At 61.0% G+C, this 25,225-nt stretch carries 27 protein-coding genes and 1 pseudogene; 13 read left to right on the plus strand and 15 right to left on the minus strand.

Annotated features, from left to right (window positions below; all coding sequences use genetic code 11):
* Positions 1 to 27 precede the first annotated feature (27 nt).
* The 6 genes from GA0004734_RS20755 to GA0004734_RS20780 all read left to right on the plus strand — a co-directional run bounded on the left by GA0004734_RS20755 (position 28) and on the right by GA0004734_RS20780 (position 7,802).
* Positions 28 to 1,716: a hydantoinase B/oxoprolinase family protein gene (locus GA0004734_RS20755; protein ID WP_092937544.1), complete on the plus strand. Its 1,689-nt coding sequence runs from the start codon at positions 28 to 30 to the stop codon at positions 1,714 to 1,716.
* Positions 1,713 to 3,776, plus strand: coding sequence for a hydantoinase/oxoprolinase family protein (locus GA0004734_RS20760; RefSeq protein ID WP_092937546.1), 2,064 nt, complete (start codon positions 1,713 to 1,715; stop codon positions 3,774 to 3,776). The genes GA0004734_RS20755 and GA0004734_RS20760 overlap by 4 nt, the downstream gene beginning before the upstream one ends.
* Complete coding sequence (locus tag GA0004734_RS20765) at positions 3,777 to 4,862, plus strand: ABC transporter ATP-binding protein (protein ID WP_092937548.1); 1,086 nt, start codon at positions 3,777 to 3,779, stop codon at positions 4,860 to 4,862.
* A 32-nt stretch (positions 4,863 to 4,894) separates the two neighbouring features.
* Positions 4,895 to 6,067 carry an ABC transporter substrate-binding protein gene (locus GA0004734_RS20770; RefSeq protein ID WP_092937550.1) on the plus strand — a complete coding sequence of 391 codons (1,173 nt, stop codon included), beginning with the start codon at positions 4,895 to 4,897 and terminating at the stop codon, positions 6,065 to 6,067.
* An 80-nt stretch (positions 6,068 to 6,147) separates the two neighbouring features.
* Positions 6,148 to 7,005, plus strand: coding sequence for an ABC transporter permease (locus tag GA0004734_RS20775; RefSeq protein WP_175386590.1), 858 nt, complete (start codon positions 6,148 to 6,150; stop codon positions 7,003 to 7,005).
* A complete protein-coding gene (locus GA0004734_RS20780) occupies positions 7,002 to 7,802 on the plus strand; it encodes an ABC transporter permease (protein WP_092937554.1) in 801 nt (266 codons plus the stop codon). Before GA0004734_RS20775 ends, GA0004734_RS20780 begins: the two co-directional genes overlap by 4 nt.
* Positions 7,803 to 7,993: 191 nt before the next feature.
* On the opposite strand, the gene GA0004734_RS20785 is transcribed toward GA0004734_RS20780, so the two are convergent.
* The 3 genes from GA0004734_RS20785 to GA0004734_RS20795 form a co-directional block, all read right to left on the minus strand.
* On the minus strand, positions 7,994 to 8,293 hold the full coding sequence (locus tag GA0004734_RS20785) for an Atu4866 domain-containing protein (protein WP_092938245.1): 300 nt from the start codon (positions 8,291 to 8,293) through the stop codon (positions 7,994 to 7,996).
* A 74-nt stretch (positions 8,294 to 8,367) separates the two neighbouring features.
* Positions 8,368 to 8,889 carry a carboxymuconolactone decarboxylase family protein gene (locus tag GA0004734_RS20790; protein WP_092937556.1) on the minus strand — a complete coding sequence of 174 codons (522 nt, stop codon included), beginning with the start codon at positions 8,887 to 8,889 and terminating at the stop codon, positions 8,368 to 8,370.
* Between the two features lie 38 nt (positions 8,890 to 8,927).
* Positions 8,928 to 9,650: an SDR family oxidoreductase gene (locus tag GA0004734_RS20795; protein ID WP_092937558.1), complete on the minus strand. Its 723-nt coding sequence runs from the start codon at positions 9,648 to 9,650 to the stop codon at positions 8,928 to 8,930.
* A 108-nt stretch (positions 9,651 to 9,758) separates the two neighbouring features.
* Between GA0004734_RS20795 and GA0004734_RS20800 the strand changes: the two genes are divergently transcribed.
* A complete protein-coding gene (locus GA0004734_RS20800; protein ID WP_092937559.1) occupies positions 9,759 to 10,718 on the plus strand; it encodes a LysR family transcriptional regulator in 960 nt (319 codons plus the stop codon).
* 557 nt (positions 10,719 to 11,275) lie between these two features.
* Here GA0004734_RS20800 and GA0004734_RS20805 read toward each other — a convergent pair.
* From GA0004734_RS20805 to GA0004734_RS20820, 4 genes are all read right to left on the minus strand, one after another.
* Positions 11,276 to 11,911 (minus strand): NrsF family protein, encoded by a 636-nt coding sequence (locus GA0004734_RS20805; protein ID WP_092938247.1) that lies wholly within the window; start codon positions 11,909 to 11,911, stop codon positions 11,276 to 11,278.
* Between the two features lie 181 nt (positions 11,912 to 12,092).
* A complete protein-coding gene (locus GA0004734_RS20810; protein WP_092937561.1) occupies positions 12,093 to 12,728 on the minus strand; it encodes an NrsF family protein in 636 nt (211 codons plus the stop codon).
* The gene (locus GA0004734_RS20815; RefSeq protein ID WP_092937563.1) at positions 12,725 to 13,282 is read right to left on the minus strand and encodes a sigma-70 family RNA polymerase sigma factor; all 558 of its coding nucleotides are present in this window, start codon (positions 13,280 to 13,282) and stop codon (positions 12,725 to 12,727) included. The genes GA0004734_RS20810 and GA0004734_RS20815 overlap by 4 nt, the downstream gene beginning before the upstream one ends.
* Positions 13,283 to 13,390: 108 nt before the next feature.
* Complete coding sequence (locus GA0004734_RS20820; protein ID WP_092937565.1) at positions 13,391 to 14,002, minus strand: TetR/AcrR family transcriptional regulator; 612 nt, start codon at positions 14,000 to 14,002, stop codon at positions 13,391 to 13,393.
* A 138-nt stretch (positions 14,003 to 14,140) separates the two neighbouring features.
* Here GA0004734_RS20820 and GA0004734_RS20825 point away from each other — a divergent pair, with 138 nt between their 5' ends.
* Positions 14,141 to 14,353 carry a hypothetical protein gene (locus GA0004734_RS20825; protein WP_092937567.1) on the plus strand — a complete coding sequence of 71 codons (213 nt, stop codon included), beginning with the start codon at positions 14,141 to 14,143 and terminating at the stop codon, positions 14,351 to 14,353.
* Between the two features lie 162 nt (positions 14,354 to 14,515).
* Here the strand turns inward: GA0004734_RS20825 and GA0004734_RS20830 are convergent, their stop codons facing one another.
* On the minus strand, positions 14,516 to 15,262 hold the full coding sequence (locus GA0004734_RS20830) for an alpha/beta hydrolase (RefSeq protein ID WP_092937569.1): 747 nt from the start codon (positions 15,260 to 15,262) through the stop codon (positions 14,516 to 14,518).
* 249 nt (positions 15,263 to 15,511) lie between these two features.
* Here GA0004734_RS20830 and GA0004734_RS20835 point away from each other — a divergent pair.
* Positions 15,512 to 16,147 (plus strand): annotated as a pseudogene (locus GA0004734_RS20835) (DUF1223 domain-containing protein).
* A 22-nt stretch (positions 16,148 to 16,169) separates the two neighbouring features.
* On the opposite strand, the gene GA0004734_RS20840 reads toward GA0004734_RS20835, so the two are convergent.
* The 7 genes from GA0004734_RS20840 to GA0004734_RS20870 all read right to left on the minus strand — a co-directional run bounded on the left by GA0004734_RS20840 (position 16,170) and on the right by GA0004734_RS20870 (position 21,009).
* A complete protein-coding gene (locus tag GA0004734_RS20840; protein WP_092937571.1) occupies positions 16,170 to 16,583 on the minus strand; it encodes a CopD family protein in 414 nt (137 codons plus the stop codon).
* Between the two features lie 68 nt (positions 16,584 to 16,651).
* Positions 16,652 to 17,527, minus strand: coding sequence for a glutathione-dependent disulfide-bond oxidoreductase (yghU, locus tag GA0004734_RS20845; protein WP_092937573.1), 876 nt, complete (start codon positions 17,525 to 17,527; stop codon positions 16,652 to 16,654).
* 26 nt (positions 17,528 to 17,553) lie between these two features.
* Complete coding sequence (locus GA0004734_RS20850) at positions 17,554 to 18,258, minus strand: glutathione S-transferase family protein (protein ID WP_092937575.1); 705 nt, start codon at positions 18,256 to 18,258, stop codon at positions 17,554 to 17,556.
* A gap of 178 nt (positions 18,259 to 18,436) precedes the next feature.
* On the minus strand, positions 18,437 to 18,946 hold the full coding sequence (locus tag GA0004734_RS20855) for a DoxX family protein (protein ID WP_092937577.1): 510 nt from the start codon (positions 18,944 to 18,946) through the stop codon (positions 18,437 to 18,439).
* Entirely contained in the window at positions 18,946 to 19,746 is an 801-nt protein-coding gene (locus tag GA0004734_RS20860; RefSeq protein ID WP_092937579.1) for an HvfC/BufC N-terminal domain-containing protein, read from the minus strand. Before GA0004734_RS20860 ends, GA0004734_RS20855 begins: the two co-directional genes overlap by 1 nt.
* Positions 19,733 to 20,659, minus strand: coding sequence for an MNIO family bufferin maturase (locus GA0004734_RS20865; protein WP_092937581.1), 927 nt, complete (start codon positions 20,657 to 20,659; stop codon positions 19,733 to 19,735). The genes GA0004734_RS20860 and GA0004734_RS20865 overlap by 14 nt, the downstream gene beginning before the upstream one ends.
* Positions 20,660 to 20,703: 44 nt before the next feature.
* Positions 20,704 to 21,009, minus strand: a complete 306-nt coding sequence (locus tag GA0004734_RS20870; RefSeq protein WP_092938249.1) for a BufA1 family periplasmic bufferin-type metallophore — start codon at positions 21,007 to 21,009, stop codon at positions 20,704 to 20,706.
* A 259-nt stretch (positions 21,010 to 21,268) separates the two neighbouring features.
* Here GA0004734_RS20870 and msrP point away from each other — a divergent pair, with 259 nt between their 5' ends.
* The 4 genes from msrP (at position 21,269) to GA0004734_RS20890 (ending at position 25,200) form a co-directional block, all read left to right on the plus strand.
* The gene (gene msrP, locus GA0004734_RS20875; protein ID WP_092937583.1) at positions 21,269 to 22,219 is read left to right on the plus strand and encodes a protein-methionine-sulfoxide reductase catalytic subunit MsrP; all 951 of its coding nucleotides are present in this window, start codon (positions 21,269 to 21,271) and stop codon (positions 22,217 to 22,219) included.
* Positions 22,219 to 22,860, plus strand: coding sequence for a protein-methionine-sulfoxide reductase heme-binding subunit MsrQ (gene msrQ / locus GA0004734_RS20880; RefSeq protein WP_092937585.1), 642 nt, complete (start codon positions 22,219 to 22,221; stop codon positions 22,858 to 22,860). The genes msrP and msrQ overlap by 1 nt, the downstream gene beginning before the upstream one ends.
* A gap of 502 nt (positions 22,861 to 23,362) precedes the next feature.
* Entirely contained in the window at positions 23,363 to 24,691 is a 1,329-nt protein-coding gene (locus tag GA0004734_RS20885) for a tetratricopeptide repeat protein (RefSeq protein WP_092937587.1), read from the plus strand.
* 26 nt (positions 24,692 to 24,717) lie between these two features.
* Positions 24,718 to 25,200: a hypothetical protein gene (locus tag GA0004734_RS20890; protein WP_092937589.1), complete on the plus strand. Its 483-nt coding sequence runs from the start codon at positions 24,718 to 24,720 to the stop codon at positions 25,198 to 25,200.
* Positions 25,201 to 25,225 lie beyond the last annotated feature (25 nt).

Genomic DNA, 25,225 nt, shown 5'->3' on the forward strand with positions numbered 1-25,225 from the left:
TGTGCTTCACGAACCAAGGGGGTCCACATGCCGTCCGGACAGAACGCCGTCGATCCGGTGACGCAGGAAATCATCGAGGGCAAGCTCGTTGCCACCGTAGATGAGATGGGCATCGTGATGGCCCGCACCAGCATGAGCCCCGTCATCTACGAAGTGCTCGATTTTGCCTGCGGCCTCCTGACCCGGGATGGCGAGCTCGTGGCGCAGATGAACGGCATCACGCTCTTCACGGGCACGTTCGGGGTGCAGGTCAAGGCATTGATCGCGCGATTTGGCGGACAACTTGCCGATGGCGACGTGCTTCTGACGAACGACCCGTATGCCGGGGGAACGCATGCATGCGACTTCGCAATCGTCAAGCCGCTCTTCGTCGATGGCGCGATACTGGCATACGCGATCAACGTCGCCCATTACCTCGATGTCGGAGGCTCTGTGCCCGGCAGTCTTGCGCCAAACGCCACCTCTGTTTTTCAGGAGGGCCTGCGGCTTCCTGGCGTGAAGGTGATGCGGGCCGATGCGTTCAGCGACGAGATCCTGCACATCATCGCCGCCAATGTCCGGATGCCGGAGATGGCCCTCGGTGATCTCAACGCGCAGATCGCCACCGTTCGCGTCGCCGGTCGTCGGATGACGGAGCTTGCGGCCAGGTACGGGGCAGAGGTGGTCGAGGCGGCATTCGCGCATCTTCTCGTCACCAGCGAAGCCAGCGCGCGCGCAGCGATCCTCGCCTTGCCGGACGGCGTGTATACGGCAACGGACGTGATCGACGGCGATGGCGTCACCGACGCACCGATCGAGGTCAGGGTTACGATCACCATTGCGGCGGATCGGATCGTCGCGGACTTTACGGGCTGCCCGCCCGCCGTTGCCGGGCCGATCAACTGCGCACGCGGCGCGCTGCAATCCGCCGTCAAGACCATCGTCAAGGCCCTCGTCGATCCCCAGGCCCCATCCAACGAAGGGTGGTTCCGCCCCCTCGACGTCATCTGCCCGCCGGGAACGGTGTTCACGGCGGAAATGCCCTCGCCGACCGGCTGGTATTACGAGGGTTCGGTCCACGCGTCGGAACTGCTCTGGAAGGCTCTGGCGCCGCTTCAGCCCGGACGGTTCTCGGCCGGGTCCTATTCCAGCCTCTGCGTGGTCTACATTTCCGGCCGGGACGAAAACGGTACGCCCTTCATCCACATCGAGCCGCAGCACGGCGGCTGGGGCGCAACGCCGGACGAGGACGGAGCCGGCGCGCTGATCGCGCTGACGGATGGCGACACCTACAACTATTCCGTCGAGGTCATCGAAGCCCGCTTTCCCCTGCGGGTTCGCCGCTACGCGTTGAACGTCGAAGGCGGCAGCGGCGCCGGGCGCCGACGCGGTGGTTTCGGCATCATCAGGGAGTACGAGGTGCTTTCGACGGAAGCATCTGCCTATGCCAGCTTCGGCCGAACGAAAACCCTCCCCTGGGGCGTTGACGGCGGGGCGGAGGGAACGGCAAACCGGCTCGAGATCGAACGGCACGCCGGAAGCCTTGATGTTCATGGCCGTGTCGCACATCTCGATCTCGCCCGGAACGATATCGTGCGGATCGTCACCGGTGGCGGTGGCGGCTGGGGAGATCCGAAGGAGCGCGAACGGCCAAGGATCGCGCAGGATCTGCGTGACGGACGAGTGTCGCCAGATGTGGCGCTTGAGATATATGGCTTTGAGGAAGCGGCATCATGATCAGACTGGCAACGGATGTCGGCGGTACGTTCACCGATCTCGTCGGCTACGACGAGCGCAACGGCCGGGTTTTTACCGCAAAGAGCCTGACGACGACGGAGGATCAATCCAAGGGCGTCCTCGACGCGATCTCCGCCTGTGAGAGAACCGATGGCCTCGCCACCCGCGACGTGACGTTCTTTGCCCATGGCGGCACCACCGTGATCAACGCGATCACCGAGCGCAAGGGCGTGCGAACCGCACTGGTCACGACGGCGGGGTTTCGGGACGTGCTGGAGATCGGGCGCGGCAACCGTCCGGACCTTTATAACCTTCAGTTCAAGAGCCCCGAACCTTTCGTCCCGCGCCACCTGCGTTTCGAGGTCCGTGAACGGATGGACGCCAGGGGAAATGTGGTTCTTCCGTTCGAGGAGGCCGATCTGGCGTCGATCATAGCAGCCTGCAAGGCCGAGCGGATCGAGGCTGTCGCCATCCTTTTTCTCCACAGCTACGCCAATCCCCTGCACGAGGAGATGTGCGCCCGCCTGCTGGCCGCAGCGCTCCCGGAGGCGACCGTCTGTGCAAGCCATGCCGTCTCTCGACAATGGCGCGAATATGAGCGGTCGAATACCGTCGTGCTGAACGCCTATGTCCAACCAATCATTCAGCGCTATTTCGAGCGGCTGGAGCGCGCCCTGATGGCGCGCGATCTCACCTGTCCTTATTACGCCATGCAGTCGAACGGCGGCATCTCCACCTTCGACCAGGCGACCGCACGCCCATTGACGCTGGTGGAATCCGGACCTGCCGGCGGCGTCGCCGGGGCGGCCTGCATCGGGCGCCTCCTGGGCGAGAGCGAAGTGCTCCACCTCGATGTCGGCGGCACAACGGCCAAATGCTCGCTGATCCATGAGGGACGGCCGACGCTGAACGTCGATTACAAGCTTGAACATACCCGCATCGCCCCCGGACATCCGGTCCAGGTACCGGTGGTCGATATCGTGGAGATCGGATCGGGCGGCGGTTCCATTGCCCGTATCGACACGCAGGGCCGCCTGCGCGTGGGGCCGGAGAGCGCAGGTTCGACCCCGGGGCCGGCCTGTTACGGTCGCGGGGGAACCCGGCCGACGCTGACTGATGCCCTCGTCGCCATTGGCATTTTCGATCCGGAGAGCTTTGCCGGCGGGACGATGCGCCTCGATGTCTCCAGGGCGTCCGAGGCGATCGCATCCGTCGCCGGTCCCCTCGCCATGTCGGTGGAGGATGCCGCACTGGCCATCATCGAGATTGCGCATGCCAGCATGATCAATGCTTTGAAGCTGGTGACGGTGCAGCGGGGCCATGATCCGCGCGATTCCGTCTTCATCATCAGCGGCGGTGCTGGACCGGCGCTGGCCAGCCGTCTCGGCCGAGACCTCGCGGTCAAGGCAACGATCATCCCGCCGCATTCCGGCATCTTCTCTGCCTGGGGCATGCTAGCCGCCGAGCCGCGGGCAGATTTCCGGTCGACCTGGTTCGCGCCATTGTCGCACGAGGCTCTCGCAGCCCTCGCTAAGCGCTTTTCCGGCCTAGAAAGGGAAGCGACGACCTACTTCGCCAAGGACGAAGACGCCCCGATCCGCTTCCTCTATCAGGTTGAGGCGCGCTATCGTGGTCAGGAACACGGCGTGTTCGTGGGCTTCTCCGTCGAGGATACTGTGGAAAGCTTTTCCGAACGGCTGCACGCGGCGCATGAGCGTGCCTATGCCTTCCGTTTGACGACAGCGCCGGTGGAGATCACAACGATACACCTCGAAGCCGTCCTCGAAGGCCCGGTCATCACGCTGCCTGTGCAGAGCGCGGCCGGGCGATCGCTCAGGGCGGCGCTGAAAGGCGAACGACGAGTCTATTTCGGCCGGGATAGCGGATGGCTGCCCTGCCCCGTCTATGATCGCCTGGCGTTGCCCATCGAGCAGGATATCCCCGGTCCGCTGTTGGTCGAGGAAGCGACGACCACCAGCCTCGTTCAACCCGATCAGGTGCTGACCCTGACCACAAACGGCATCATGGTCATTCGCGAAGCCGGACGGGGAGGCCGCTAGATGGCGATCGCAATCGACATACAGTCGGTGAGCCGCGCCTACGGCCCCATCAAGGCGCTGGATGGCATCGATCTCTCGATCAAGGCCGGCGAGTTCTTCACGCTTCTCGGCTCCTCCGGCTGCGGAAAGAGCACGCTCCTGAAGCTCATCGGCGGGTTCGATCGTCCGAGCGCAGGTTGCGTCCTGTTCGATGGCCGTGACGTGATCGACGTTCCCGCCAACAAGCGGCCCGTGAACACCGTTTTTCAGAGTCTCGCGCTGTTCCCGCACATGACCGTTGCGGAAAACGTCGGCTACGGTTTGAAACTGCGCGGTCTTTCCGGGGCCTCTCTCAAGGCGAAGGTCGAGGATGCGCTGGATCTGGTCGAACTCCCCGGCTTCGGCTCCCGCATGATCGGCATGATGTCCGGCGGACAGCGCCAGCGGGTCGCACTTGCCCGCGCTCTGGTCATGGAACCGGGAATTCTTCTGCTCGACGAACCGTTGACCGGGCTTGATGAGCGCCTGCGCCAGCAGATGCGCGACGAGTTCGGCCGGCTTCACCGGCGAACCGGCGCGACCTTCATCCTCGTCACGCACAATCAGGATGAGGCATTGAGCCTGTCGGATCGCATGGCGATCATGCACAAGGGCCGGATCGAGCAGCTGGGAGTGCCGGCGCAGTTCTTCGAGCATCCCGCAAACAGCTTCGTCGCCCGCTTCGTCGGCATCGATACCCTGCTCAAGCCGGAGCGGATCGAGATGCGGGATAACGGTCCTCACGCCATCGTTGGCGGCCAGTCTCTGCGGCTCCGCGCGCCGGTGACGACCCTAGGCGCCGACAGCCTCGTCGCCGTTCGACCGGACAGGTTGCGGATTTCGGAGACTATCGACACCGCGGATCTCGTTCTGACGGTCGTGGATATCACGTTTCGCGGGCTGCAGACGGATGTGCGCCTTACCTTCGCCGACGGTCAGAACCTCGTCGCCGTCGTCTCCAGCGACAGTCCTACGGCGACGGTGAAGCCGGGCACGCAGGTACCGCTTTCGCTTCTTCCGGATGCAGCGATGCTTCTATCAGGTTCGGGAATGCCGCCGGCCGCGTGACGCGACGGAGGTCAACAAAAAGGGGAACGACCATGACGAGACGTCCAGTGCCTTCCGCATTCGCCAGCAATATCGGCCGGCGCCAGATCCTGAAACTCATGGGGATTGGGGGCACGGCTCTGGCAGCCGGCGGCCTCGGCCTTGGCGGGCGCGCCCTTGCACAAGAGGCGGGAACGGTCGCCTTCTGGGCAACCGCAACGCTCGATATCGCCGACAAGTGGCCGGAATTCGCGACTCAGGCCGGCATCGCACCCGAGTTTACCGACAACGGCAACGACCTTGGCCCCGTCATCGCCCGCCTTGCCGCGGGGAATGCCAACGATCTGTTCGACGTCGGCGGCTTCCAGGGGGGCGCGGAAAAAGAGCTCGCCCGTCAGGGTGCCATCGTTCCGTGGGATCTCTCGAAGATCCCGAACTACGAAAGCGTCTGGTCCTGGGCCAAGGACATCGCCTATCTCAAGCAGGACGGCAAGCAGTACGGCATACCCACCGTCATCAACGCGGACTCGATCATCTATCGGCCCGACAAGCTCGGCAAGATCGACAGCTACGGCGCCATCTTCGACCCGAAGCTGAAAGGCCGCGTGGCCATGGAGGATGCCTGGATCAACAGTGCCATCTTCACCGCCATGTATCTGAAGGAAAGCGAGAACCAGCCGATCAAGGACCCGGGAAACCTGTCGGAATCCGAACTCGGCCTCGTGATGGAATTCCTGATCAAACACAAGACCGACGGACAGTTCCGCACCTTCTGGAACGGTTGGGAGCAGGGCGTGCAGCTCGTCGCGGACGAGGAAGTCGATGCCATGACGGGTTGGGAACCGATCGTCTACGAAGGCCGCAAGCGTGGCCTTCAGGTGGAATATGCCGCACCCGTCGAAGGCTATGAGGGCTGGGGCAACAATACGGTGTTGCTGAAAGGCGCCGAAGACCGTGGAACCGCCGAGGCGGCGCATCGGTTCGTCGATGGGCTTCTGGGCGGCTTCTACGGTTGCGAACTGGGCAAGGCGCGCGGCTACATCGTGCCGACCGACAAGAACCTCGACTACGCCAAGGCCCACCCGACGGAATATGCACCCGAAGAGGTCGAGAAGCTCGCCGAGCACGTCAAGGCGAAGTTTGCGGGCAAGGTCTTCTGGCAGAACGCGCGGCCGGACAATTTCCAGCTTTATGAGGAATGGTGGCAGAAGCTGCGGAATGCCTGATCGCGTGACGGAAGCTCTGCGATCTCCAGAAAAGGCCGGCGGCAATCCTTGCCGCCGGCACCGCCAACCGGATCCTGCCCATGAACCGTCGCCCCCTCGCCCTCATCGCATCGCCGCTCCTCGCCATCCTCATGCTCGGCGTCGTGCCGCTGGTGCTTGTGCTCGTCTGGAGTTTCTGGACCTGGGATCCCGCCACCTACTGGATCAAGCCGGATCTGAGCCTTGCCGGGTACGGCGCGATCCTCGACGCGGGTCGCTGGACGGTGATCGTCTCGACCCTGCTCAAGGCTGCGGGAACAGCTGCCTTGTGCGTGGTTCTGGCCTTTCCCATCGCCTATGCCGTTCATTTCCTCAGCGGACCGCGCCTGCAGACCTTCCTCCTCGCTTTGATCACGATCCCCTTCTTTACCTCCTACCTCATACGCGCCTTTTCCTGGCGGCTGGTCCTCGGGCGAACCGGCATCGTCAATACGACGCTCCAGCAGCTCGGCCTGACGCAAGCACCGCTGGACTGGCTGCTCTTCAGCAACTTTGCCGTCGTGGTCGGACTGGTCGCCTCCTATCTTCCCTTCGCGGTCTTTCCGCTCTTGCTCGCCTTGAGGCGCGTCTCTCCGGACCTGATGGCCGCCGCGCAGGATCTCGGCGCCGGTTTCTGGCGCACTGTCCTCACGATTCTCGTGCCGCTGACCATGTCCGGCATTTTCGCCGGCTTCCTGTTCGTCTTCGTCATGGTGGCCGGCTCGTCCACGGAGGTGCAGATGCTGGGCGGTGCCGGTGCCTCCATCGTCTCGGTGATGATCAACGACGTCATGCGGGTCGCCAACTACCCCCTCGCCTTTTCGATCTCCACGGTCGTCCTCGCCGTCATTTTTGCGCTCGTGCTCATCGGCAATGCCGCCTTCGGACTGGCCTCGCTGTTCGGAGAGGAGGAACGATGACCGTCCACGAAGGTCTCGGCAACCGCATCGTCCTCTGGGTCATCGCCGCTCTCGGCCTGCTGGTGATCTACGCGCCACCGCTCTATCTGCTCGCGATCTCGTTCAATCCAGCGCTGCAGCCGGGCCTGCCGAGCCTGTCGGCCCTCAGCCTGGACTGGTATATGGCGCTTCCACGGGAGAAGGCCCTGATCGGCGCGCTCCAGCAATCGTTCCTGATCGCGTTCGCTACGGCTGTTCTCGCAACGTTTCTGTCGCTTCTGGCCGCCCTCGGCTATATCGAGCTGCGGCTCGGGCGAACCACGTGGTTTCTCGCGGTCCTTTTGCCCATGTTCGTGCCCGGCGTGGTCCAGGGGCTGGCGCTCTCCGCCGTCTTCACCCGGATCGGCGTGAAGGCTTCGATGATCACGGTCATTTCGGGTCACCTGCTCTGGGCGATGCCGTTCGCCTTCATCGTCATTCTCACGAGCTTTGCGGCCGTGCGGCAGAACGTTCTGCTGGCGGCAGCCGATCTCGGGGCCGGCCGGTGGCGGCAGTTCGCCGATATCACGCTGCCGCTTATCCGCCCGGGCCTGGTCAGTGCCTTCATCTTTTCGTTCCTGCTGTCGCTGAACGAATTCACGCGCGCCTTCTATCTCGCCGGACGTCAGAATACCCTTCCCGTCGTCCTGTTCAGCAAGATGAACTCCGGCGCCTCCCCCGTGATCTACGCCATGTCCGGCGCCATCTTCATCGCCTCCGTTCTGATGGTCGCGGCGCTCGTGATGTACAATCTCGTGAGAGAAAAACGTATGAACTGACGTGGGAAATGGTTGCATGTGGTGGTGCAGGCCAGAGACATGGGTTGCGGGCAATGCCAACAAAGCCTCTTTACTGGACTGAGCCTCAGAGGCCAGACAGTTTATGACGTCGTGACTTTTCGTTGCGTTGCATGCGGTCACCTCGACTCTTCTGCATTGAGCAAGAAATAGACTGGGGCGCCTTCCAAGCGTCAACTCTTCTCCCTGTAGAAGATCATTCCGCCGTGGTGCAGCGTGTCGCTGTCGATGAAGGCCCCATCGGCGGTGAAGCCGGTGTCGTCCCAGTAGTCGATGTGTGTGCCGGTTACGCGGTAACGGCCCTGGTAAGCGCTGCGGCGGGTGCCGCGAGCTTCGTCGTAGCGGCCGGTGGGAAGCAGTTCCTGACGAATGCGGCCGTCGCCGGTGACCCACATGCCGATATAAGGATGGCTCTGCGGCGGGGCGTTGGTGATGGTGTCAGGGCTCTGCGCGTTGTTGAATTGCGTGGGCATGGTGTCCTCTGCCTTTACATTGTGGCCCACCGCGCTGATCGAAAGGGCGGTGACGATGATACGGAGGAGATTGCTCATGGCTGCTTCACCTCCGGTAGTGTCGGTGCTGGACGCTCAGCGGCGGGCTCATCGCTCTTGACGTCGAGCCGCTCGCGGAACAGATCCGACAAGGCTTGAGAGGCCGCAATCGCCTTGGGGAACCCCGCCGGTACGGTCACCATGTAGATGACCTCCTTGAGCTCTTCCTCCGACACGCCGATGTTCAGCGCATAGCCGGCATGAATCCTCATGAAAGCGGTCTCGCCGATGGCGGCGAAGGCTGCGACCGCAGCGAGTTGGCGTGTCCGGTTGTCGAGGCCCGTGCGCGACCAGACGTCTCCCAGGGCATAGGCCTCAGTCGCTTCGGCAAGGAAGGGGAACTCCCGCCGCATGCCTTCAAGCGTTGGCTGCGTCATGCCGTTGTTCAGGCTACGGATGACCGCAGACCCGCGCTCCCGCCTTTCTTCTGCCGTCCGGGCGAGTGCGGCTTCCGGAAAGAGCCCGAGAAGCGAGACGGCGGCGGCCGTTGCCAGGTTGGATCCGAACTGCTGGAACATGATGTTCTCCTTTTGCGGCCGTGTTACGTCGTGGCCGGTCAGAATGCCGCTCTGGTCGGACGAATGACGATCTCGTTGACGTCGACATCCTCGGGCTGCTCGATCGCGAAGCGGACGGCGCGGCCGATTGCATCGGCTGTCAGTGCAATCGCGCGGTATGCCTTCATGCCTTCGATCGCTGTTGGGTCCGTGATCGTGTTGGCCAACTCGCTTTCAACGACACCCGGATGGATGCAGGTGACGCGCAGCTTGTCATTTTCCTGGCGCAGACCATCGGAGATCGCCCGGACAGCATATTTCGTGGCGCAATAGACAGCCGCGGTTGGCGACACCGTCAGAGCACCCACGGAGGCGATGTTGATGATCTGGCCGGAACCGCGTTCGGTCATCTCCTGCAGGACAGCGGCAACGCCGTAGAGCATCCCCTTGATGTTGACGTCGATCATGGTGTCCCACTCGTCGACCTTCAGCGAGGCCATCGGCGACAGCGGCATGACGCCGGCATTGTTGACGATCACGTCGATCCGCCCGAATTCCTGTCGAGCTGCCTCTGCGAAGGCCGCGACGTCGGCACGATCGGTCACGTCGACCCTGCGGGTCATGACCGTTCCGCCGGCCGCGCGGATCTCTCCGGCGACGGCCTCCAAACGATCGGTCCGGCGGGCGCCGAGAACGACGGTCGCGCCGGCCTTTGCCAGTTCGTGGGCGATGCCGACCCCGATGCCGCTGGAGGCGCCAGTGATCAGAACGATCTTATCCATAACTTTCTCCTCTTGAATCCGCTTGATGCGGTAGCCAGGAGAATAGTCCTGAAGCACTGTCGTGATAACTCACCGACTTGTTCACTCGCTGGTAAGGAGTTCTAACCAATGCAGTCAGACCTCAATGCACTTGCAGCTTTCGCTCTCGTTGCGGAGAAAAAGAGCTTTCGCGCCGCAGCCGACGCAATGGGCGTCACCCGCTCTGCCGTCAGCCAGACGATCCGCAGGCTTGAAGAAACGCTTGGCATCGCACTCGTCCATCGGACGACCCGCAGCGTGTCGTTGACGGAGGCAGGTGAACGGCTCTACGTCGACGCAGCGCCGGCGCTGCGGAATATGCGCGGAGCTATCGAGGCGGTCGTCAACTTTCGCGGCCGACCGCGAGGGCAACTGACGCTCGCGGTTTCGTCGATCGCAGAGAGTTTCCTGTCGGGGCCAATGCTCGCTGCGTTTCTGGAGGAAAATCCGGAGGTCACGCTGCACATCACCGTCACCGACGAGGAGTTGGACATCGTCGCGGAGGGCTACGATGCAGGGGTTCGACTCGGCGAAGTGATCGCCCAGGACATGATCGCCGTGCCGGTCTCGGGTGAGCAGCGCCAGTTGGCCGTAGCGTCGCCGGCTTATCTTCAACACTTCGGGACGCCAAACCATCCGAGCGAGCTTGCAAGCCGTCGCTGCATCGGCTGGCGTCGAGCCACAAAGGTCGCACCCTACCGGTGGGAGTTCGAAGAAGAGGGGCGGGCTTTCTCTGTGGCTGTGACGGATACGGTCACCACGACCGACATGGCGTTGATGATCAAGCTCGCCTGCGCAGGCGCCGGCATCAGCTTCGGCATGGAGGACAGTTTCCGGCCGGCAATTGCGAGCGGGGAACTGGTGCCCGTTCTTCAGGACTTCTGCCCGCGCTTCCCGGGCTTCTTTCTCTACTACCCCAGCCGCCGCAACATCGCGCCGAAACTCAAAGCGCTGGTGGAGTATTTGCGAAGATCGCGCCAGAGTGGAAGGTTGGATGAGATTATGACAGACGCCGGAGGACAGGCAGGCGCCGACCTTTCGCAAGCATAGCAGCTACAATTTCGACTCTAGCAGTTCCCATCTCACCAAATGCGATGCCTTGAACCTCTATGCCATTCCGGACCATAAAGTTCTTCGCCAAATCAAGTGATCTCGAAACCTGTGCAAACGTCCGACGCGTTTCCAGTTCATGTAGAACAGCTATCCGGATCTTGAGGTCAACCGACGTATCGTCGATGATCGCCGCATGGGCCGATCCCGCCAATTTACTTGGAGGAGGTGGATTGTCGTCGCATGGCGAAGGCATTGGCGTGTAAGAGCCTAAAATGGAAACGGCCAACTGATGACGGTAAAATAGTCATGTTCAAGACGACAAAGCCACCACAGTCCATCGTCATACCCCAAACAACTGGAGGGATAGAGTACGCCGCACGCGACTGGCACGGAGCCTGCGATGCGTTTCTCGGCATGCCCGCAATCGGTCCAAGGAAGGCAAGCGGATAGCCCATGCGGGTGCGAAAGGCCATTCCACACCATCAGTTTTCGTTGAGACAACCCGGCTGTTGCTGTCAGGGCGCAACCCTGCTCTGACGGGGTAATTGCCAGTCCTACCAGCTTAGAAAGCGCCTGCCGGCAAAATAACCTGCTGTGGCCACGATCAACGTTGCGATCGAGTACCAGGTCACCATGAACAGCGGACTGTCGTCGGGACAATTGAAGGCGTAAAGAGTGGCGGCAATGCCGGCTGAGGCAAGCGCCGCGATAGCACCAGCCAAACCGGGGTTGTCTGGCGCGCCGTGCCGCATGGCCAGAAAGAGAAACACGGTCGGGAAGAAGGCGAGCGCCGGGATGGTCATCAGACAATGCAGCGCGTTCTGGCCGATCAATCTCGTGGTCCACAGACCGGCGGGAACAACAGCCAGTTCGATGATGACAGCGCTTGTCAACAAGACTGGTCCGAGGAGAAGCAGCCAACGCCAGGCAGTCAGGCTTTGACCCGGCCGGACCATCCGCCCGATCAGCAATGCCGCAGAGAGAAACAGCGACAGCGTTACGACGAACTTGAACGGGAAGCGCAGGGTTTTGATAGCCTGATCGAAATCCGGGCGTAATCCCAATGTCAGAAAGAACATAGCCGCTGCCACCAAACTACCGACGATCATCGCCAGCGCAAGCGCCTGAGACAGGTTGGCCGGCCGACGCGTATCCTCGGCGATCAGCTTGATTAACTCGTCCGTCTTCACGCAGATGTTCTTTCTAATAAGATGATGCGATCCATTCCCTGTCATGTGGACTTCATATGGGGTTTGGCTTGCGCCTCATCAATTTCAGGCTTGTCTATCAAGGGGCATCTCGACGTTCCCTACGACATAGGGCCATTCGCCGCCATCTGCGCGACGACACTGTGTAGGTCCGACCAAACCCTTACCACCGCAATGTCTTGCCGCCAATCAAGGCGCCGGTCGCGGCAACGATCGAAATCGCAATCGGATACCAGAACATGACAAAGAGCGGGCTGTCGTCATCACAATTGGCTGCGTAGAATGTTGCGGCAATGGCTGCCGACGCCACGCCCGCAACGGCACCGGCAAGCGCCGGCCGGACAGGCGCCGCATAACGAAGCGCGTAAAGGAAGCAGGCAAGCGGCCCGAAGGACAGGAACGGAATGATCGTCAGACATAACCCCGAATTATGCCCCATCATCCGCGGCATCCATGTCGCCGGCGGCATGACGATCAGTTCGAACGCCGCCGAACCAAGCACCAGAAGAACTGGCGTAACGAGAGCTATGGCTGCCCATTTCAATGGCGCCCCTGGTTTGCCGATCCGACGCATGACCACACCAGCCGTGACCGCCAGAGACATGGTGATGACGAACTTGAACAGGAACCGCCCGGTCGCGATCGCGGTGGCGATATCGTCACGCAGGCCGATCACGGAAAAGAAGGAAATGCCGGCGATCAACGTCGCGGCGATAGCGGCGTGAGCAAGAATGTGATCGAGATTAAGACGGACCGGCGTATCCTGCACGAGAAGATCGATCAGATCATCGGTTTTCATATCGCGCGCTCCCCGTACAACGACGCCAGCGTCTTCAAGGCTCGGTGAAGGGAAACGCGAACCGCGCCCTCCGTCATCTTCAGACGATCGGCGGTCTCGCGAACGCTCGACCCTTCGATGGAGATCGACTGGACAATGGTCCGTTGGGGGTCTTTCAGCTTCGCCAGGATATGCTCGATATCGATGCGGTCGGAAACGGAAATGCGCTCGTCGGTTTCGAGCGTTGCGATCACATCCTCCAGCGGAACCATCGCCTGCTTGCCGCGGCGGCGAAGGCTATCAACCAGCTTGTTGCGAACCATAGCCGAAATCCACGGGCCGAGGGGTCTGGACGGATCCCACGTCCCGCGTTTGAGATGGATTGCCAGCAACACTTCCTGCACCACGTCTTCAGCCTCGCTTGTCGGCGCTCCGAACTGTTCACAGCGCCTGCGCGCCATGACACGCACATGCGGTGTCAATGCTGTCAGCAGGTTGTGATAGGCGTTGCTATCGCCCGCTATTGCGGCGCGCATCCACGACGCCCATTCGATCTCGCGCGCCGGATGTCTCATCCGATAAAGCCTAATTCGTGCCTCGCAAGGAGAACGTTACAGCGCGGGAACGGCTCATTTGCTGTCATGTGAAAAGACCATCTGGAGCTGCAACGGCGAGCGAAGTCATCAGGCGGAGACATGCGCTGCCTCGCGAACGTCGGGTTCAAGAAGAGAAAAGACCGGACGGATCAGTCCCTGGAGCAATTCCCCCTCCGGCCGCGTTCTGGCCAGGACCCTGATGCCCACTAAGGTGCTCAGAAGCGTGCGAGCCACATCATCCGCCTTGTGACGCGAATTGACCGTGCCATCGACTTGGCCCCGTTCGACGCACCGTCGGAAAAAGGCCTCCACCTGCCGCAGAACCTCGGCGACCACCCGCTGAAATTCGGAATCATGCGGGGCCACCTCCAGCGCGGAGTTGACCAACATACATCCCTTGCGTTTCGTGTCGCTCAACGAGCGCTCGATGATTTCCTCGAAAAACGCCCTGATCGCCTCCCGTGGAGGCTTGGTTTCAAAGCGCCCCACCCGGTCGCCAAAACTCCTCTTGACGTAAAAATCAAGGGCTTTGCGATAAACAGCGCGCTTGTCGCCGAAAGCATTGTAAATGCTGGCGGTGGTTATTCCCATCGCGGTGGCAAGATCCCGGATCGATGTCGTCTCGTATCCATGCTGCCAGAAACGCTCCACGGCAAGCACAAGAACGGCTTCCTCTTCGAATTCTCTCGGTCTTGCCATTCACCCTGTCTCGCAAAACGTTGATCGGATCGACCTGTAGCTCTACCGATGCATTTTATAACAACCGATTTAAAACTCAAGAAGCCGTGTCGCAATCTCTTGCGAAAACGCCGCTTACGCGCTGAAAGGAACGATCACTTGAGGATTGAACAGGAACTCCTCGATTACAGAACCCGTTTCAAAGCCAGCGCACCTGCCGGCATCGCCGCATTTCTGGACTCCAAAATCGAGGAACTGACCGCGATATTTCTGTTCAACGGCGTGCCGAACGTCAGAGATCTGGCTCCGGACGTCTCTCTGCCCGGAGTGACCGGCGCGCCTCTTTCTCTCGACGGAGCCTTGGACTGCTAATCCCCGCCATCTTCGCGATCGGAGGCCACCGGAAGATAATGCTGGTTCACAGCGAGATCGACTATCGCAAGCGGCTTTCCCCGGACGCCATCGGCGAAGCCCTGCACGCAGCGGAGATGGCTTGATACCGGCATTGTCCGGTATCATTGTTTGAACCTGTGCTCAGGAACGCGGCATGGCCTTATCCAGAAAGGCCAGCACACGCCTCCAGTTTTCCTCGGCGCCCAACGGGTTCGTGTCACGTCGAAGGCTGGAGGAGCCGTGGACCCCGTGCCGGGGCACATATCGTTGCGCCCGACCGTTCGACACAGCTTTCGCCAAGGCCATCGCGCTGGCGATTTCGTCGGCGTCCGGCGCGGAGGTTATATAGACAGGTATCTCCAGTCGGGATGCCGCTTTCTGGATCGAATAGCCGGCAATGTACTCGGCCGGCGAAAAGGCCAGGAGAGCCTTTACCTCCGGATGGTTTGCCGCAACGACAAACACCAGCGCAGAAGAATAGCTCGATCCCCATAAGGCAATGGGAGCGCTGGCACGAGCCCTGGCGAAACTGAGGGAAGCCTCAAGATCAGGTAGGGTGTCGGCGTAGGTAACGCCTGACCGGACGTTCGCAGCCGTTTCGTTCACCGAGCCCCAGAGGTCGCTGCCGGAACGCAGATCGACGGCAAGGGTTTCGAAACCCGCCTTGTTAAGGAGCGGTGCCAGCGGTTCATATTCGCCTTTGTTCGATGCGGCCATGTGAAACAGGAGGATTGTGCCTCTGGCTGGCCCCACCGGCTTGCGGAGATCGGCGTAGATTCGCACACCGTCCTTGGCCGCGAATGACACCTCGTCAGCCAGCGCCGGAAAGACTGCCGTAAGGTTCAGGGCTGCGGCGATAGCGAGACCGACAAGATGAGGCAAGCGCATGGGAACTCCGGGAAATATTTGCATTGAGCCTCTGATACGCACCCGCGTCCACGGTTGTTACCGAACGGATTGATATTCGTCGGTCGATCACGAGGCTGTGACCCCGTAACATCCGGGCGTGTCCCGACGAATCCGCACTGTCCCTCTGGATCCTCCAGGGCGTGACGATCCTTTCGGGAGCGTGCCATGGTTTACCTCAGCGAAATCCAAAAAGCGGCCTTTGTCTTGTCTGTCGTCGTCGGGATCACGATGCCTGCTCATGCGGCAGATCGCTCACCGACGGTCGTTGAACTGTTCACCAGTCAGGGCTGCTCGTCCTGTCCGCCGGCCAATGCCAATCTTACCAAAATCAGCAAGCGGCCGGATGTTCTGGTGCTGAGTTTTTGAGTGACGTATTGGGATTATCTCGGCTGGAGAGACACCTACGGAAAGCCGGAATTCACCGAACGCCAGATTGCCTACGAGCCGGCTCTCAACCAAGCTGGTCCCTACACCCCGCAAATGGTCGTCAATGGACGCGCGACCGTCGTCGGAAACCGGTTCGACGACGTCCTATCGCTTCTCGACGATGCCCAACCTGGGAAAGGGCCAAGTCTCGCACTGATCGGACAGAAGGTGCGGATCGGTTCGTCCGATATCGACACGCCGGCCGACGTCTGGCTGGTTCGCTATAATCCTTCCGTCGAAGCGGTTCCGGTGGCGCGGGGAGAAAACGGCGGCAGGACGCTGCAGCATACACATGTGGTTCACCGTCTTGACCGGCTGGGAGTTTGGAATGGCCAGCGCGCGTCTTTCACCCTGCCGGCCTCGGAACACGGCTTGAAGACCGCAGTTCTCGTCCAGCGCCCGAACGGCGGCCCGATCCTGTCTGCAGTCACGGATTAGACCTCCGCTGTCCGTCTCGTTTTTAAAAAGGCTTACCGACGGCCAGCCACGCAATCGCAGCGACTGCGATGAGCGTGGCGGCCGGTGCGTGCCGAACCAAGGCCGGCAACTCCACTCCGCCGCGTAACGCGCGGCGAAGCATGTCTGCCTCGACAGTGTGCAGCCCGGTCAGGAAGACCGCGGGTATCGTCTTCAGCAGCAGCCAGATCGAGGTGTCCCACCCAGCTCCGAAAGCCATGGTGAAGCCAGCCAGCCAGACGACCGCCAAGGCCGGCGTCGTCACGATAGTATCCCACCGCAGGACGCCTTCGACGAACCGGCGGGAGCGTTCATCGATCCGGGGATGCGTGTTCCTCAACGTCATGGCGAGCAGCAAAATACCGCCGATCAGAAGAACGACAGCAAAGACATGCACAGCCTTCACATAAAGATACATGCCGGCATATCCCTACCACCGTTCCGTGTGCGTCGATCGACACCGTACGAAGCGCGGTCGCCTCGTCATCATGCCGGAGGCGCGACCTTGTCCTGCGTCTTCGTCTCGAAGTCGCTGGCATCGTGGCGCTCATGCAACTGCTCTGCCGGATCGCCTGATATGCGGTTGACCATGCGGCCGCGCTTGACAGTTGGGCGCATATGGATCTGATCCGCCCAGCGCTGGACGTTCTTGTAGTCCTGAACCTGAAGGAATTCGGCGGCGTCGTATTGCCAGCCTTTCGCGAGACCGCCGTACCAGGGCCAGATGGCCATGTCGGCGATGGTGTATTCACGGCCGGCGATATATTCGCTCTCGGCCAGACGGCGGTCGAGCACGTCCAGTTCGCGCTTCACCTCCATGGCGAAGCGGTCGATCGCATACTCGATCTTCGTCGGCGCATAGGCATAAAAATGACCGAAGCCGCCGCCGAGATAAGGGGCACTGCCCATCTGCCAGAACAGCCAGGAGAGGCATTCCGCACGCGCCGGCTGTTCGTCAGGGAGGAAGGCGCCAAACTTCTCGGCAAGATAGGTCAGGATCGACCCGGATTCGAAGACGCGGATCGGAGTGCTGCCGCTACGGTCCAGCAGGGCCGGGATCTTCGAGTTGGGATTCACGTCCACGAAACCGCTTCCGAACTGATCGCCATCCCCGATCCTGATCAGCCACGCATCATATTCTGCCCCGGCATGGCCAAGCGCCAGCAATTCCTCGAGCATGATGGTGACTTTCACACCATTCGGCGTGCCCAGCGAATAGAGCTGAAGGGGATGGCGGCCGACGGGCAGCGCCTTGTCATGGGTCGGCCCGGCGATCGGCCAGTTGATATTCGCGAACGCTCCACCACTCGGCTTGGTCCAGGCCCAGACTTTGGAGGGAACGTAAACGGGAGAATCTGTCATGTGAGCTCCGGATATCTCGTTGGCCATCAATGGGCTGAAGGATAATTGGACGGAAAGAGCGCCTTTTTCGTCTCTTCGTCTGTGATCCGTTTGAACGGATGTTCCTTTCCGACATCGCGAGCGCGAGCAACCGCCGGCCGTGCATCCACGGTCTCGAACAGTCGTTTCAGATGAGGATAGGCCGACAAAGGATCGCCCGAACCTTTCAGAACGCGCGATGCACGATCAAGCCATCCCCATGCCGACATGTCGGCGATCGTATACTGTTCACCGAGGATGAAATGACGTCCGGCCAGATGATCGTTGAGGACCTGGTAGTGGCGTTCCGCCTCCCGCCGATAGCGATTGACGGCATAATCGAGGCCGTCTGGCGCTGCGAACTGAAAATGCACGGCCTGCCCAGAGAACGGCCCCAAACCGGACGCAAGAAAGAGAAGCCATGACAAAAGCTCCGGGCGCGCCTCCGCCGGACCAAGGAAGCGTCCCGTCTTCTCGGCAAGATAAAGCAGGATTGCGGTCGAATCGAAAACACGCACCGCGTTGCCGCCCGCCCCTTCGGTGTCGACGATCGCTGGAACCTTGCCGTTCGGATTGACGGCCCGGAATGCGGGCAGATGCTGCTCACCCTTGCTGGTGTCGATGGGGAACGTCTCATAGGCGAGGCCCGCCTCTTCGAGAAAAAGAGCAACCTTTGCCGGGTTCGGGGTCGGATGATAATAGAAGTTGATCATGACGGTTTCCGCTTTGTGATAGGAATGGCGATCGGCTTATTGCCAGGATGCCGGTAATCGTTAGCAGCCGAGTTGACTGAGCCTGCCACGCGCTGCACGCCTCTCGATCATATGTCTGGCTCCCAGTTGCCGTCGGTATCCGAGGTCGATTTGGGCTGCACCGCAGTCTGATCGCGAGTCATGCTGGATAAAGCCGCCTCAGGAGATGGTCGATGGACAGTTTGCCCGGCCCCCATGCCATCAACGACAGGGCCATCGCAGCCCAGGTGATGTGTATCGGCCATCCATCGGGCACGGTCAATTCGACGATCAGCGTCATGAACAGCAGGCCGGTGGCGGCAAAGCGGGTGCCAAGGCCGAGGACCAGCAGGATCGGGAACGTTATCTCGGCGACGCCTGATAGAAACGCCATCGTTTCCGGCGCCGGATAAGGATAGGGGCCGCCCGGAAGATGCAGCCTGAATTCGTCGGTGAAGAGGATGATGGCTGTGTCATTCAGCTGCAGGAAGCCATCCCATTTCAGCACCCCGGACTTCCAGAAGGGCACGGCCAGCGCGACGCGCATGACGGCCTGGACGAATGTCGGCTGGGCGATGGCGCGAATAAGGCTCTGTGCCATCTCCACACGTGTCGCGATCGGCTGCAGCCTGGCCTTGATGGAAGGCTGCTGGGTGGTGGTCGATATCATCATGCGTCTCCAAGAGTGATGGCAGAAAACGCGCCGGCTTCGATCATGCCCGCGACGCTGGCGCCGATGTCAAAGGACGAAGAAGCGTCAACAGCCCTGGCTGCGGCGATGCCCAAGGGCTCGCCCGAAATCAAGGATAAAAGAAATTCTCCGCCACCAAGCGGAAGGTGGCGCACGACAACGTCCATCGCGGGCCGGGTGATCAGCGCATCCTCCGCCTCGGCGGTCTCGATCGGCCCGGCGGGACCGTCGCTGCGGTTGGCGGCAAAGATCGTCAGTGCCGGATAGGCCGAGCGAATGATCCGCGTCGCCGGATGGGCGATGAACACAAGCTCACCGAGCCGCTCCGGCGGCACACAGGAAAGCGCATCGGCTGCAAGCGGCTCGACATCCGCAGCATGGTAGGCATCCAGCCATGCGCGCTCGATCCTTGCGACATCGGCAAGCCAGGGCACCGATTGGGCATATTCATATTGCGCGATGAAATCAGGAAAGTCGCGGCCATATTCGAAGAGCAATGGCGATGTCGGCGGCGTGGCGCGAAGGTGAAAGCGGGCCATGGCGCGAAAGAAGTCAGCTCCGGTGAGACGCTGGACGGCGGGGTAAATCCCGATAAGCGCGTCAATCAGGCTGACGGTGACGTTGTTGCGGTAAATATTGTAGCGCTTGACCGCGCCCTTGCCCTTCGGTCCTACGACGCCCTCAGGCGTTCTGGCATCGGGGTCGATCAGGGCCGATGAAAATTCAGCGCTATAGGCAAGGGGCCGCGCGGGTCCGCCAATAAAATCAAGCTGCGGCATGGCTTTGATTCCGTCCGATGATCGTGGCGTAGTGGTCGAGAATGGCCTGCGCTGCGATGGCTTCCGCCCTTAATATCGGCCAGTCCGGTGTCTTGCTGTCCCATTCGACAAGCGTCGGTATGGGGCCGCAACGGGCAATCACAATCTCATAGAGTTTCCAGACCGCGTCAGCCACCGGCCCATCATGGCTGTCGATCAGGAGCAGGTCGCCCTCGTCGTCGGATTGTTCGGCATGGCCGGCCAGGTGGATTTCTCCGACAGCGGCAAGCGGAAAGTCGGCCAGATAATCCAGCGCCGAAAAGCCGTGATTGGTCGCGGAGACGAAGACATTGTTGACATCGAGCAGAAGGCCACAACCGGTACGCTTGGCAATCGACCGGATAAAGTCGGTCTCGCTCATCATCGACTGGCTGAATGTCACATAGGTTGACGGATTTTCAAGAAGGATCGGGCGACCGATGGTCGCCTGAACTTCATCGATGTGGTCGCAGACGCGCGTCAGGCTATCCCCCGTGTAGGGAAGTGACAGCAAGTCATTGAAGAACGTCGTCTGATGCGTCGACCAGGCGAGATGCTCGGAAACCAAGGCCGGTTCATAGCGCTCCACAAGCGCGCGAAAACGTTGCAGATGCACCTTGTCGAGAGGCTGAGGGCTGCCGATCGACATGCAAACGCCATGCAGCGACACGGGGTTGTCGCGGCGGATCTGCTCCAGAATCCGGTGTGGCGGTCCACCGGCACCCATGTAGTTTTCGGCATGCACTTCGAAGAAGCCGCGTTGCGGCCCGTCGGCGGCGATTGCCGGCAGATGTCCATGCTTGAAGCTTGTTCCTGCCAGCCCCGCAATCGGATGGATCGGAAAGCGGAGAGTTTGTGCCGCAACCGCTGTTGTTGGCATCATATCTTTGGTCATAACTTCTCTCCGCCTCCAACTGGTCATTGCTGTCGCATGCGAGATTAAATGGCCTTCAGAGAGCCATGATGGCCGTTCGGCAGAACAATCGAGGTGCAAGTGCCGCCTTGGACGAACTTCCACGCGTTGCCCTGAAAGTCGACGGTCGAAGTGCCCTGGCAGGAAGTACCGGCACCGGCGGCACAATCATTCTGCCCTTTGAGGGCAATGCCGAAGCACTTTTCCTTATGCGCGGCAACAGCCGCTTTGGCTTCGGCCTTCGTGAGCGGTCCAGCGCTGACCATCGAAGCGAGAGCGGTGGTTATAGCGCCCGCGAGCACCACCGAATTGATTGCAGTTTTCACAGACATTGCGATCTCCATATTGCTTTGACGCTCTCGTTGAGCGCGAAACAGATTCGCCAATGTCCTGACGTTCGTTACGGGTCCCCGGGTAACGTCTTCGTGATGACGGGGGCTTTCCCTCCGCAAGCTGCAGGGATGTCGCGGCCAGGACCGGAAGGACGCTCCTGTTCCCATTCGGGACAAATTTTATCGAGGGACCCTGTAACACCGGCGGTGTCTCCTACGTAAGACTGGAAACAGAGCCATTTCCAGCAAGGACGTTTCGATGTCGATCTATCGCCCGCCGCACATTTCCTCTTCCGAAATTACACCGCGCCCGGTCTATCTCAAGCGTCGAGAATTCCTCGGAACGGCCCTGGCCGGCGCCGGGATCACGGTTGCGAGCGGCAGGGGCGCATTCGCCGGTACGCTGAACGCTACGAAGACGGATTATACCGTCAAGGAGAAACTGACGCCGATCAAGGACGTGACGACCTACAACAATTTTTACGAGTTCGGCCTCGATAAGAGTGACCCTTCCGCGCTTTCCGGCGACTTCAAGCCAAGCCCGTGGACGATCACGGTCGATGGCATGGTCGGCAAACCGCAAACATTCGACATCGAGGCGCTGATCAAGGCGTTCCCGCCGGAAGAGCGCATCTATCGGATGCGCTGCGTCGAAGCCTGGTCGATGGTCATTCCCTGGGACGGCTTTCCGCTGGCGGCGCTGCTCGACAAGGTGGAGCCGCTTGGCAGCGCCAAGTTCGTTGCCTTCGAGACCATCGTGCGGCCTTCGGAGATGCCTGGTCAAGCGGGCGCCTTTCAATCCCTGAACTGGCCTTATGTCGAAGGGCTGCGCCTTGACGAAGCCCGCAACCCGCTGACCCTGCTCGCGGTCGGGCTGTACGGCGAGACGCTGCTCCCTCAGAATGGCGCACCGATCCGCCTCGTCGTTCCGTGGAAATACGGGTTCAAGGGCATCAAGTCGATCGTGCGCATCACGCTCACCGACAAACAGCCTGTCAACACCTGGCAGGCGGCCAACAGCCAAGAGTACGGCTTCTATGCAAACGTCAATCCTGCAGTCGATCATCCGCGCTGGAGCCAGGCCACTGAACGGCGCATTGGCGAAGGTGGATTCTTCAGTGCCAGCCGCCACCCTACCCTGCCTTTCAACGGCTATGGCGATCAGGTCGCCAGCCTGTATAGCGGCATGGATCTGAAAGCCAACTTCTGATGATCTCGTCATTCGCTCTGCCGAAACGTTGGCAACCGGCTTCGGTCTGGGGGCTTTATTTCATCGGGCTGCTGCCGGCGGGATGGACATTCTATCTCGGCGCCACCGACCAACTCGGCGCCGATGCGATCAAGACCTTCGAGCTGTTCCTCGGACTTTGGGCGGTCCGCTTTCTGCTGCTGACGCTGGCGATCACGCCACTTCGGGATCTCTTCGGCTGGAACTATCTGCGCTATCGCCGAGCCCTCGGTTTGCTCTGCTTCTACTATGCGCTGATGCATCTGACCGTCTACATCGTTCTCGATCAGGCGCTTGAGGTGCAGACCGTCATCAACGACGTGCTGAGGCGGCCGTTCATCATGTTCGGCATGGCGGGCTTCGTGATGCTGCTGATGCTCGCCGTGACATCGAACACCTTCGCGATCAGACGCCTGGGCAAGAAATGGATCTGGCTGCATCGCCTGATCTCTGTCGTCGCGGCCTCCAGTGCCCTGCATTTCGCGCTGTCTACCAAGATTCTGTCGCTGGAGCAGTTTATCTATATCGGTTTGCTGATCGCGATGATCCTCTATCGAGCATACCGGCCGATCATGATGGAGAGGCGGCGGGTGGCGCGAAAAGCAGGAACGGCATCCCGCTGAATGCACGGACGGTCGACCGGACGTGTCCAGCCGTGCCGGCACGCGCCGGCCCTTGCCCGTATCGCCTTGCCAACATTCGGCAGACAGCGCCTGCGCGGCGTTTGTCACCTCCAGGGAAAGCACTTGCTCCCGCTGGTGCGGGCAGGCCGACTGCTGGCTTTTCCCAACGCCCTTCAATCGTGCCTGACGCAAATGCGGTCCGCCTCGGTCATCCCGAATTCCTGACGACGGCCAACGCGATCTGCCACAACACCCCTCCGCAATCCGGCCGGTACAGTACATCGCACAGCCTGTCGCATTCTCGAAGTCGCGTGGTTTTGCTTCAAGTGTTTTGAACCGTTTACACGCATGTGACCGAACGTCGGGAAATTTTATGAGCGCCGCTCGAAAATGAAAAACCGGCTGTAACGAACCGCTCCTCTCAACCGTATTGTGCATTGTCAGACGCGTGCAGCCACCTCCTCCGGTCGCTATCGACGTCCCCGCCTGAAGGAGCAAACGAATGAGACGCGATGCTTATGGTCTGGTGACCAGCACGAATAGCGACGAGGCACAGAGAGCATTCGAGACTGCGGTCTTCGGGTTGGCGGCGCATCGCCCCACCGCGGGGGCTGCCATTCAGTCGGCTCTCAAGGCTGATCCGAACCACGTCGCCGGTCATGTTCTGAAGGGCTTTGCAAACCTGATCCTGGCGCGCTCCGAGCTCGACGTTCCGGCCGCGGCCGCACTTGGCGATGCCCGGGCGGCGTTGGCGATCAAGGGCGGTGGGTCCGGCGACGAACGTATTCTGGTTAAGGCCCTCGAATTTGCCGCTCGCGGCGCCTTTCATCAGGCCGCCGATCTTCTCGATCACGGCTTCGAGGATAGCCCAACCCCTTTTCTTCCCTTCAAGATTTCCCAAGCCCTGCGTTTTATGCTGGGCGATGCCGCTGGCATGCTCGATGCAAGCACCCGCGCTGTCGATCGACTGACATTTGAATCGCCGGCGGCAGGTTTTGTCTTGGGCTGCCATGCCTTTTCCCTCGAAGAGCATGGACGCTACGGCGAGGCTCTGACCATAGGGCAGCGCGCCGTCGCGCTGCAGCCCGATGATTCCTGGGGGCTGCATGCGGTTTCGCATGTCTTCGAGATGCGTGGCGATACGCTCGAGGGCATCGATTGGCTCGAAAGGGGTCGAAAATCGTGGTCCCGCTGCAACAATTTTTCGTTTCACATGGCCTGGCATCTGGCGCTTCTGCATCTCGAACGTGGCGACCATGGCCGCGTTCTGCAGATTTACGACGACGAGGTCCGCCCGCAGCAAACCGACGATTTCCGTGACATGGCCAATGCCATCTCGCTGTTATGGCGCATGCAGCAATCCGGCGTTCACGTTGGCGATCGCTGGTCGGATGTCGCGGACATCGCCTACCGTCGCCGGTCCGACACGACCCTGATCTTTGCCGCTCTGCATAATCTCGCGGCCATGATTGCGGTCGGCGAACAGGAGGGCGCAGCCGAACTCGTGGCCCAGATCGAAGCCAAAGCGCTCGGCACGGACGATCAGGCTCGCGTCGCCGCCGAGATCGGCATCCCGATGGCGAGGATTCTGGCCGGTCTCGATCGATCTGCCGACCGCCGCATGCTCGAGCGGATGGTGACCAATCTTCCCAGGATCGGTGGCAGCAACGCCCAGCGCGATTTCTTCGTGCTTGCCCTTGCCAAGGCGGTCGGGACGGGCGGCGACAGGGCCGGTGTCACACGCATCGGACAGATCCGGCAACGCCTGAAAGCGCAGGACCGCCTTTTCAGATCCATCGAACACTCGGTCAGCATTCGACTGTCCGCATAGCGTCAACGCCAAGAAGGAAAGCCACAATGTCCATGATGGAAATGCAGAAAAGCCGTATCTTTCCGGAAATCCGGCCCAGCCTCGGGCGCTCGATCATCCTGTCGGGCCTGGCAGCCGATATCACCTGGGAGATCTGGGCGCGGCTGGTCACGCCGCTCTGGATCGGCGGCCCACTGGAGCCGGCAGCCCTCGTCCAGTCGGTGTTCGGCTTCAACAATCTGCTGGCTGCCGAAGCCATCCATGCCATCGTCGGCATCCTCTTCTATCCGATCGGCTATCTCTTTGTCGCACGACCTTTGCAGCGGCTGATGTTCCCCACACTGCCCTTGTTGCTGACGGGCATGGGGTTCGGCGTCGGGCTCTGGGTCTTCGCGCTCTACGTCATGGCCCATCTCTTCGGTGGCCAGCCGGCCTTCCTCGGCTTCGTCCCTTTGACCTGGGCATCCCTGGTCGGCCACATTCTGTTCGGCACGGTTGTCGCGTTTGTCATCCGCCAGATCGAACGCTGACCGGTCGTTGAGGAGGCCTGCCCGA

The sequence above is a fragment of the Rhizobium sp. 9140 genome (assembly GCF_900067135.1).
Classification (GTDB): Bacteria; Pseudomonadota; Alphaproteobacteria; order Rhizobiales; family Rhizobiaceae; genus Ferranicluibacter.

What these genes read in the sequence shown, in the direction of transcription:
- GA0004734_RS20800 (WP_092937559.1), top strand. Translation starts at nt 9,759, where the DNA reads ATGCAGTCAGACCTCAATGCACTTGCAGCTTTCGCTCTCGTTGCGGAG.
- GA0004734_RS20810 (WP_092937561.1), bottom strand. Translation starts at nt 12,728, where the DNA reads ATGAAAACCGATGATCTGATCGATCTTCTCGTGCAGGATACGCCGGTC.
- GA0004734_RS20770 (WP_092937550.1), top strand. Translation starts at nt 4,895, where the DNA reads ATGACGAGACGTCCAGTGCCTTCCGCATTCGCCAGCAATATCGGCCGG.
- GA0004734_RS20885 (WP_092937587.1), top strand. Translation starts at nt 23,363, where the DNA reads ATGAGACGCGATGCTTATGGTCTGGTGACCAGCACGAATAGCGACGAG.
- GA0004734_RS20815 (WP_092937563.1), bottom strand. Translation starts at nt 13,282, where the DNA reads ATGAGACATCCGGCGCGCGAGATCGAATGGGCGTCGTGGATGCGCGCC.
- GA0004734_RS20830 (WP_092937569.1), bottom strand. Translation starts at nt 15,262, where the DNA reads ATGCGCTTGCCTCATCTTGTCGGTCTCGCTATCGCCGCAGCCCTGAAC.
- GA0004734_RS20865 (WP_092937581.1), bottom strand. Translation starts at nt 20,659, where the DNA reads ATGACCAAAGATATGATGCCAACAACAGCGGTTGCGGCACAAACTCTC.
- GA0004734_RS20755 (WP_092937544.1), top strand. Translation starts at nt 28, where the DNA reads ATGCCGTCCGGACAGAACGCCGTCGATCCGGTGACGCAGGAAATCATC.
- GA0004734_RS20850 (WP_092937575.1), bottom strand. Translation starts at nt 18,258, where the DNA reads ATGATCAACTTCTATTATCATCCGACCCCGAACCCGGCAAAGGTTGCT.
- msrQ (WP_092937585.1), top strand. Translation starts at nt 22,219, where the DNA reads ATGATCTCGTCATTCGCTCTGCCGAAACGTTGGCAACCGGCTTCGGTC.
- GA0004734_RS20820 (WP_092937565.1), bottom strand. Translation starts at nt 14,002, where the DNA reads ATGGCAAGACCGAGAGAATTCGAAGAGGAAGCCGTTCTTGTGCTTGCC.
- GA0004734_RS20765 (WP_092937548.1), top strand. Translation starts at nt 3,777, where the DNA reads ATGGCGATCGCAATCGACATACAGTCGGTGAGCCGCGCCTACGGCCCC.
- yghU (WP_092937573.1), bottom strand. Translation starts at nt 17,527, where the DNA reads ATGACAGATTCTCCCGTTTACGTTCCCTCCAAAGTCTGGGCCTGGACC.
- GA0004734_RS20785 (WP_092938245.1), bottom strand. Translation starts at nt 8,293, where the DNA reads ATGCCCACGCAATTCAACAACGCGCAGAGCCCTGACACCATCACCAAC.
- GA0004734_RS20795 (WP_092937558.1), bottom strand. Translation starts at nt 9,650, where the DNA reads ATGGATAAGATCGTTCTGATCACTGGCGCCTCCAGCGGCATCGGGGTC.
- GA0004734_RS20870 (WP_092938249.1), bottom strand. Translation starts at nt 21,009, where the DNA reads ATGTCTGTGAAAACTGCAATCAATTCGGTGGTGCTCGCGGGCGCTATA.
- GA0004734_RS20790 (WP_092937556.1), bottom strand. Translation starts at nt 8,889, where the DNA reads ATGTTCCAGCAGTTCGGATCCAACCTGGCAACGGCCGCCGCCGTCTCG.
- GA0004734_RS20775 (WP_175386590.1), top strand. Translation starts at nt 6,148, where the DNA reads ATGAACCGTCGCCCCCTCGCCCTCATCGCATCGCCGCTCCTCGCCATC.
- GA0004734_RS20890 (WP_092937589.1), top strand. Translation starts at nt 24,718, where the DNA reads ATGTCCATGATGGAAATGCAGAAAAGCCGTATCTTTCCGGAAATCCGG.
- msrP (WP_092937583.1), top strand. Translation starts at nt 21,269, where the DNA reads ATGTCGATCTATCGCCCGCCGCACATTTCCTCTTCCGAAATTACACCG.
- GA0004734_RS20780 (WP_092937554.1), top strand. Translation starts at nt 7,002, where the DNA reads ATGACCGTCCACGAAGGTCTCGGCAACCGCATCGTCCTCTGGGTCATC.
- GA0004734_RS20855 (WP_092937577.1), bottom strand. Translation starts at nt 18,946, where the DNA reads ATGATATCGACCACCACCCAGCAGCCTTCCATCAAGGCCAGGCTGCAG.
- GA0004734_RS20760 (WP_092937546.1), top strand. Translation starts at nt 1,713, where the DNA reads ATGATCAGACTGGCAACGGATGTCGGCGGTACGTTCACCGATCTCGTC.
- GA0004734_RS20860 (WP_092937579.1), bottom strand. Translation starts at nt 19,746, where the DNA reads ATGCCGCAGCTTGATTTTATTGGCGGACCCGCGCGGCCCCTTGCCTAT.
- GA0004734_RS20840 (WP_092937571.1), bottom strand. Translation starts at nt 16,583, where the DNA reads ATGTATCTTTATGTGAAGGCTGTGCATGTCTTTGCTGTCGTTCTTCTG.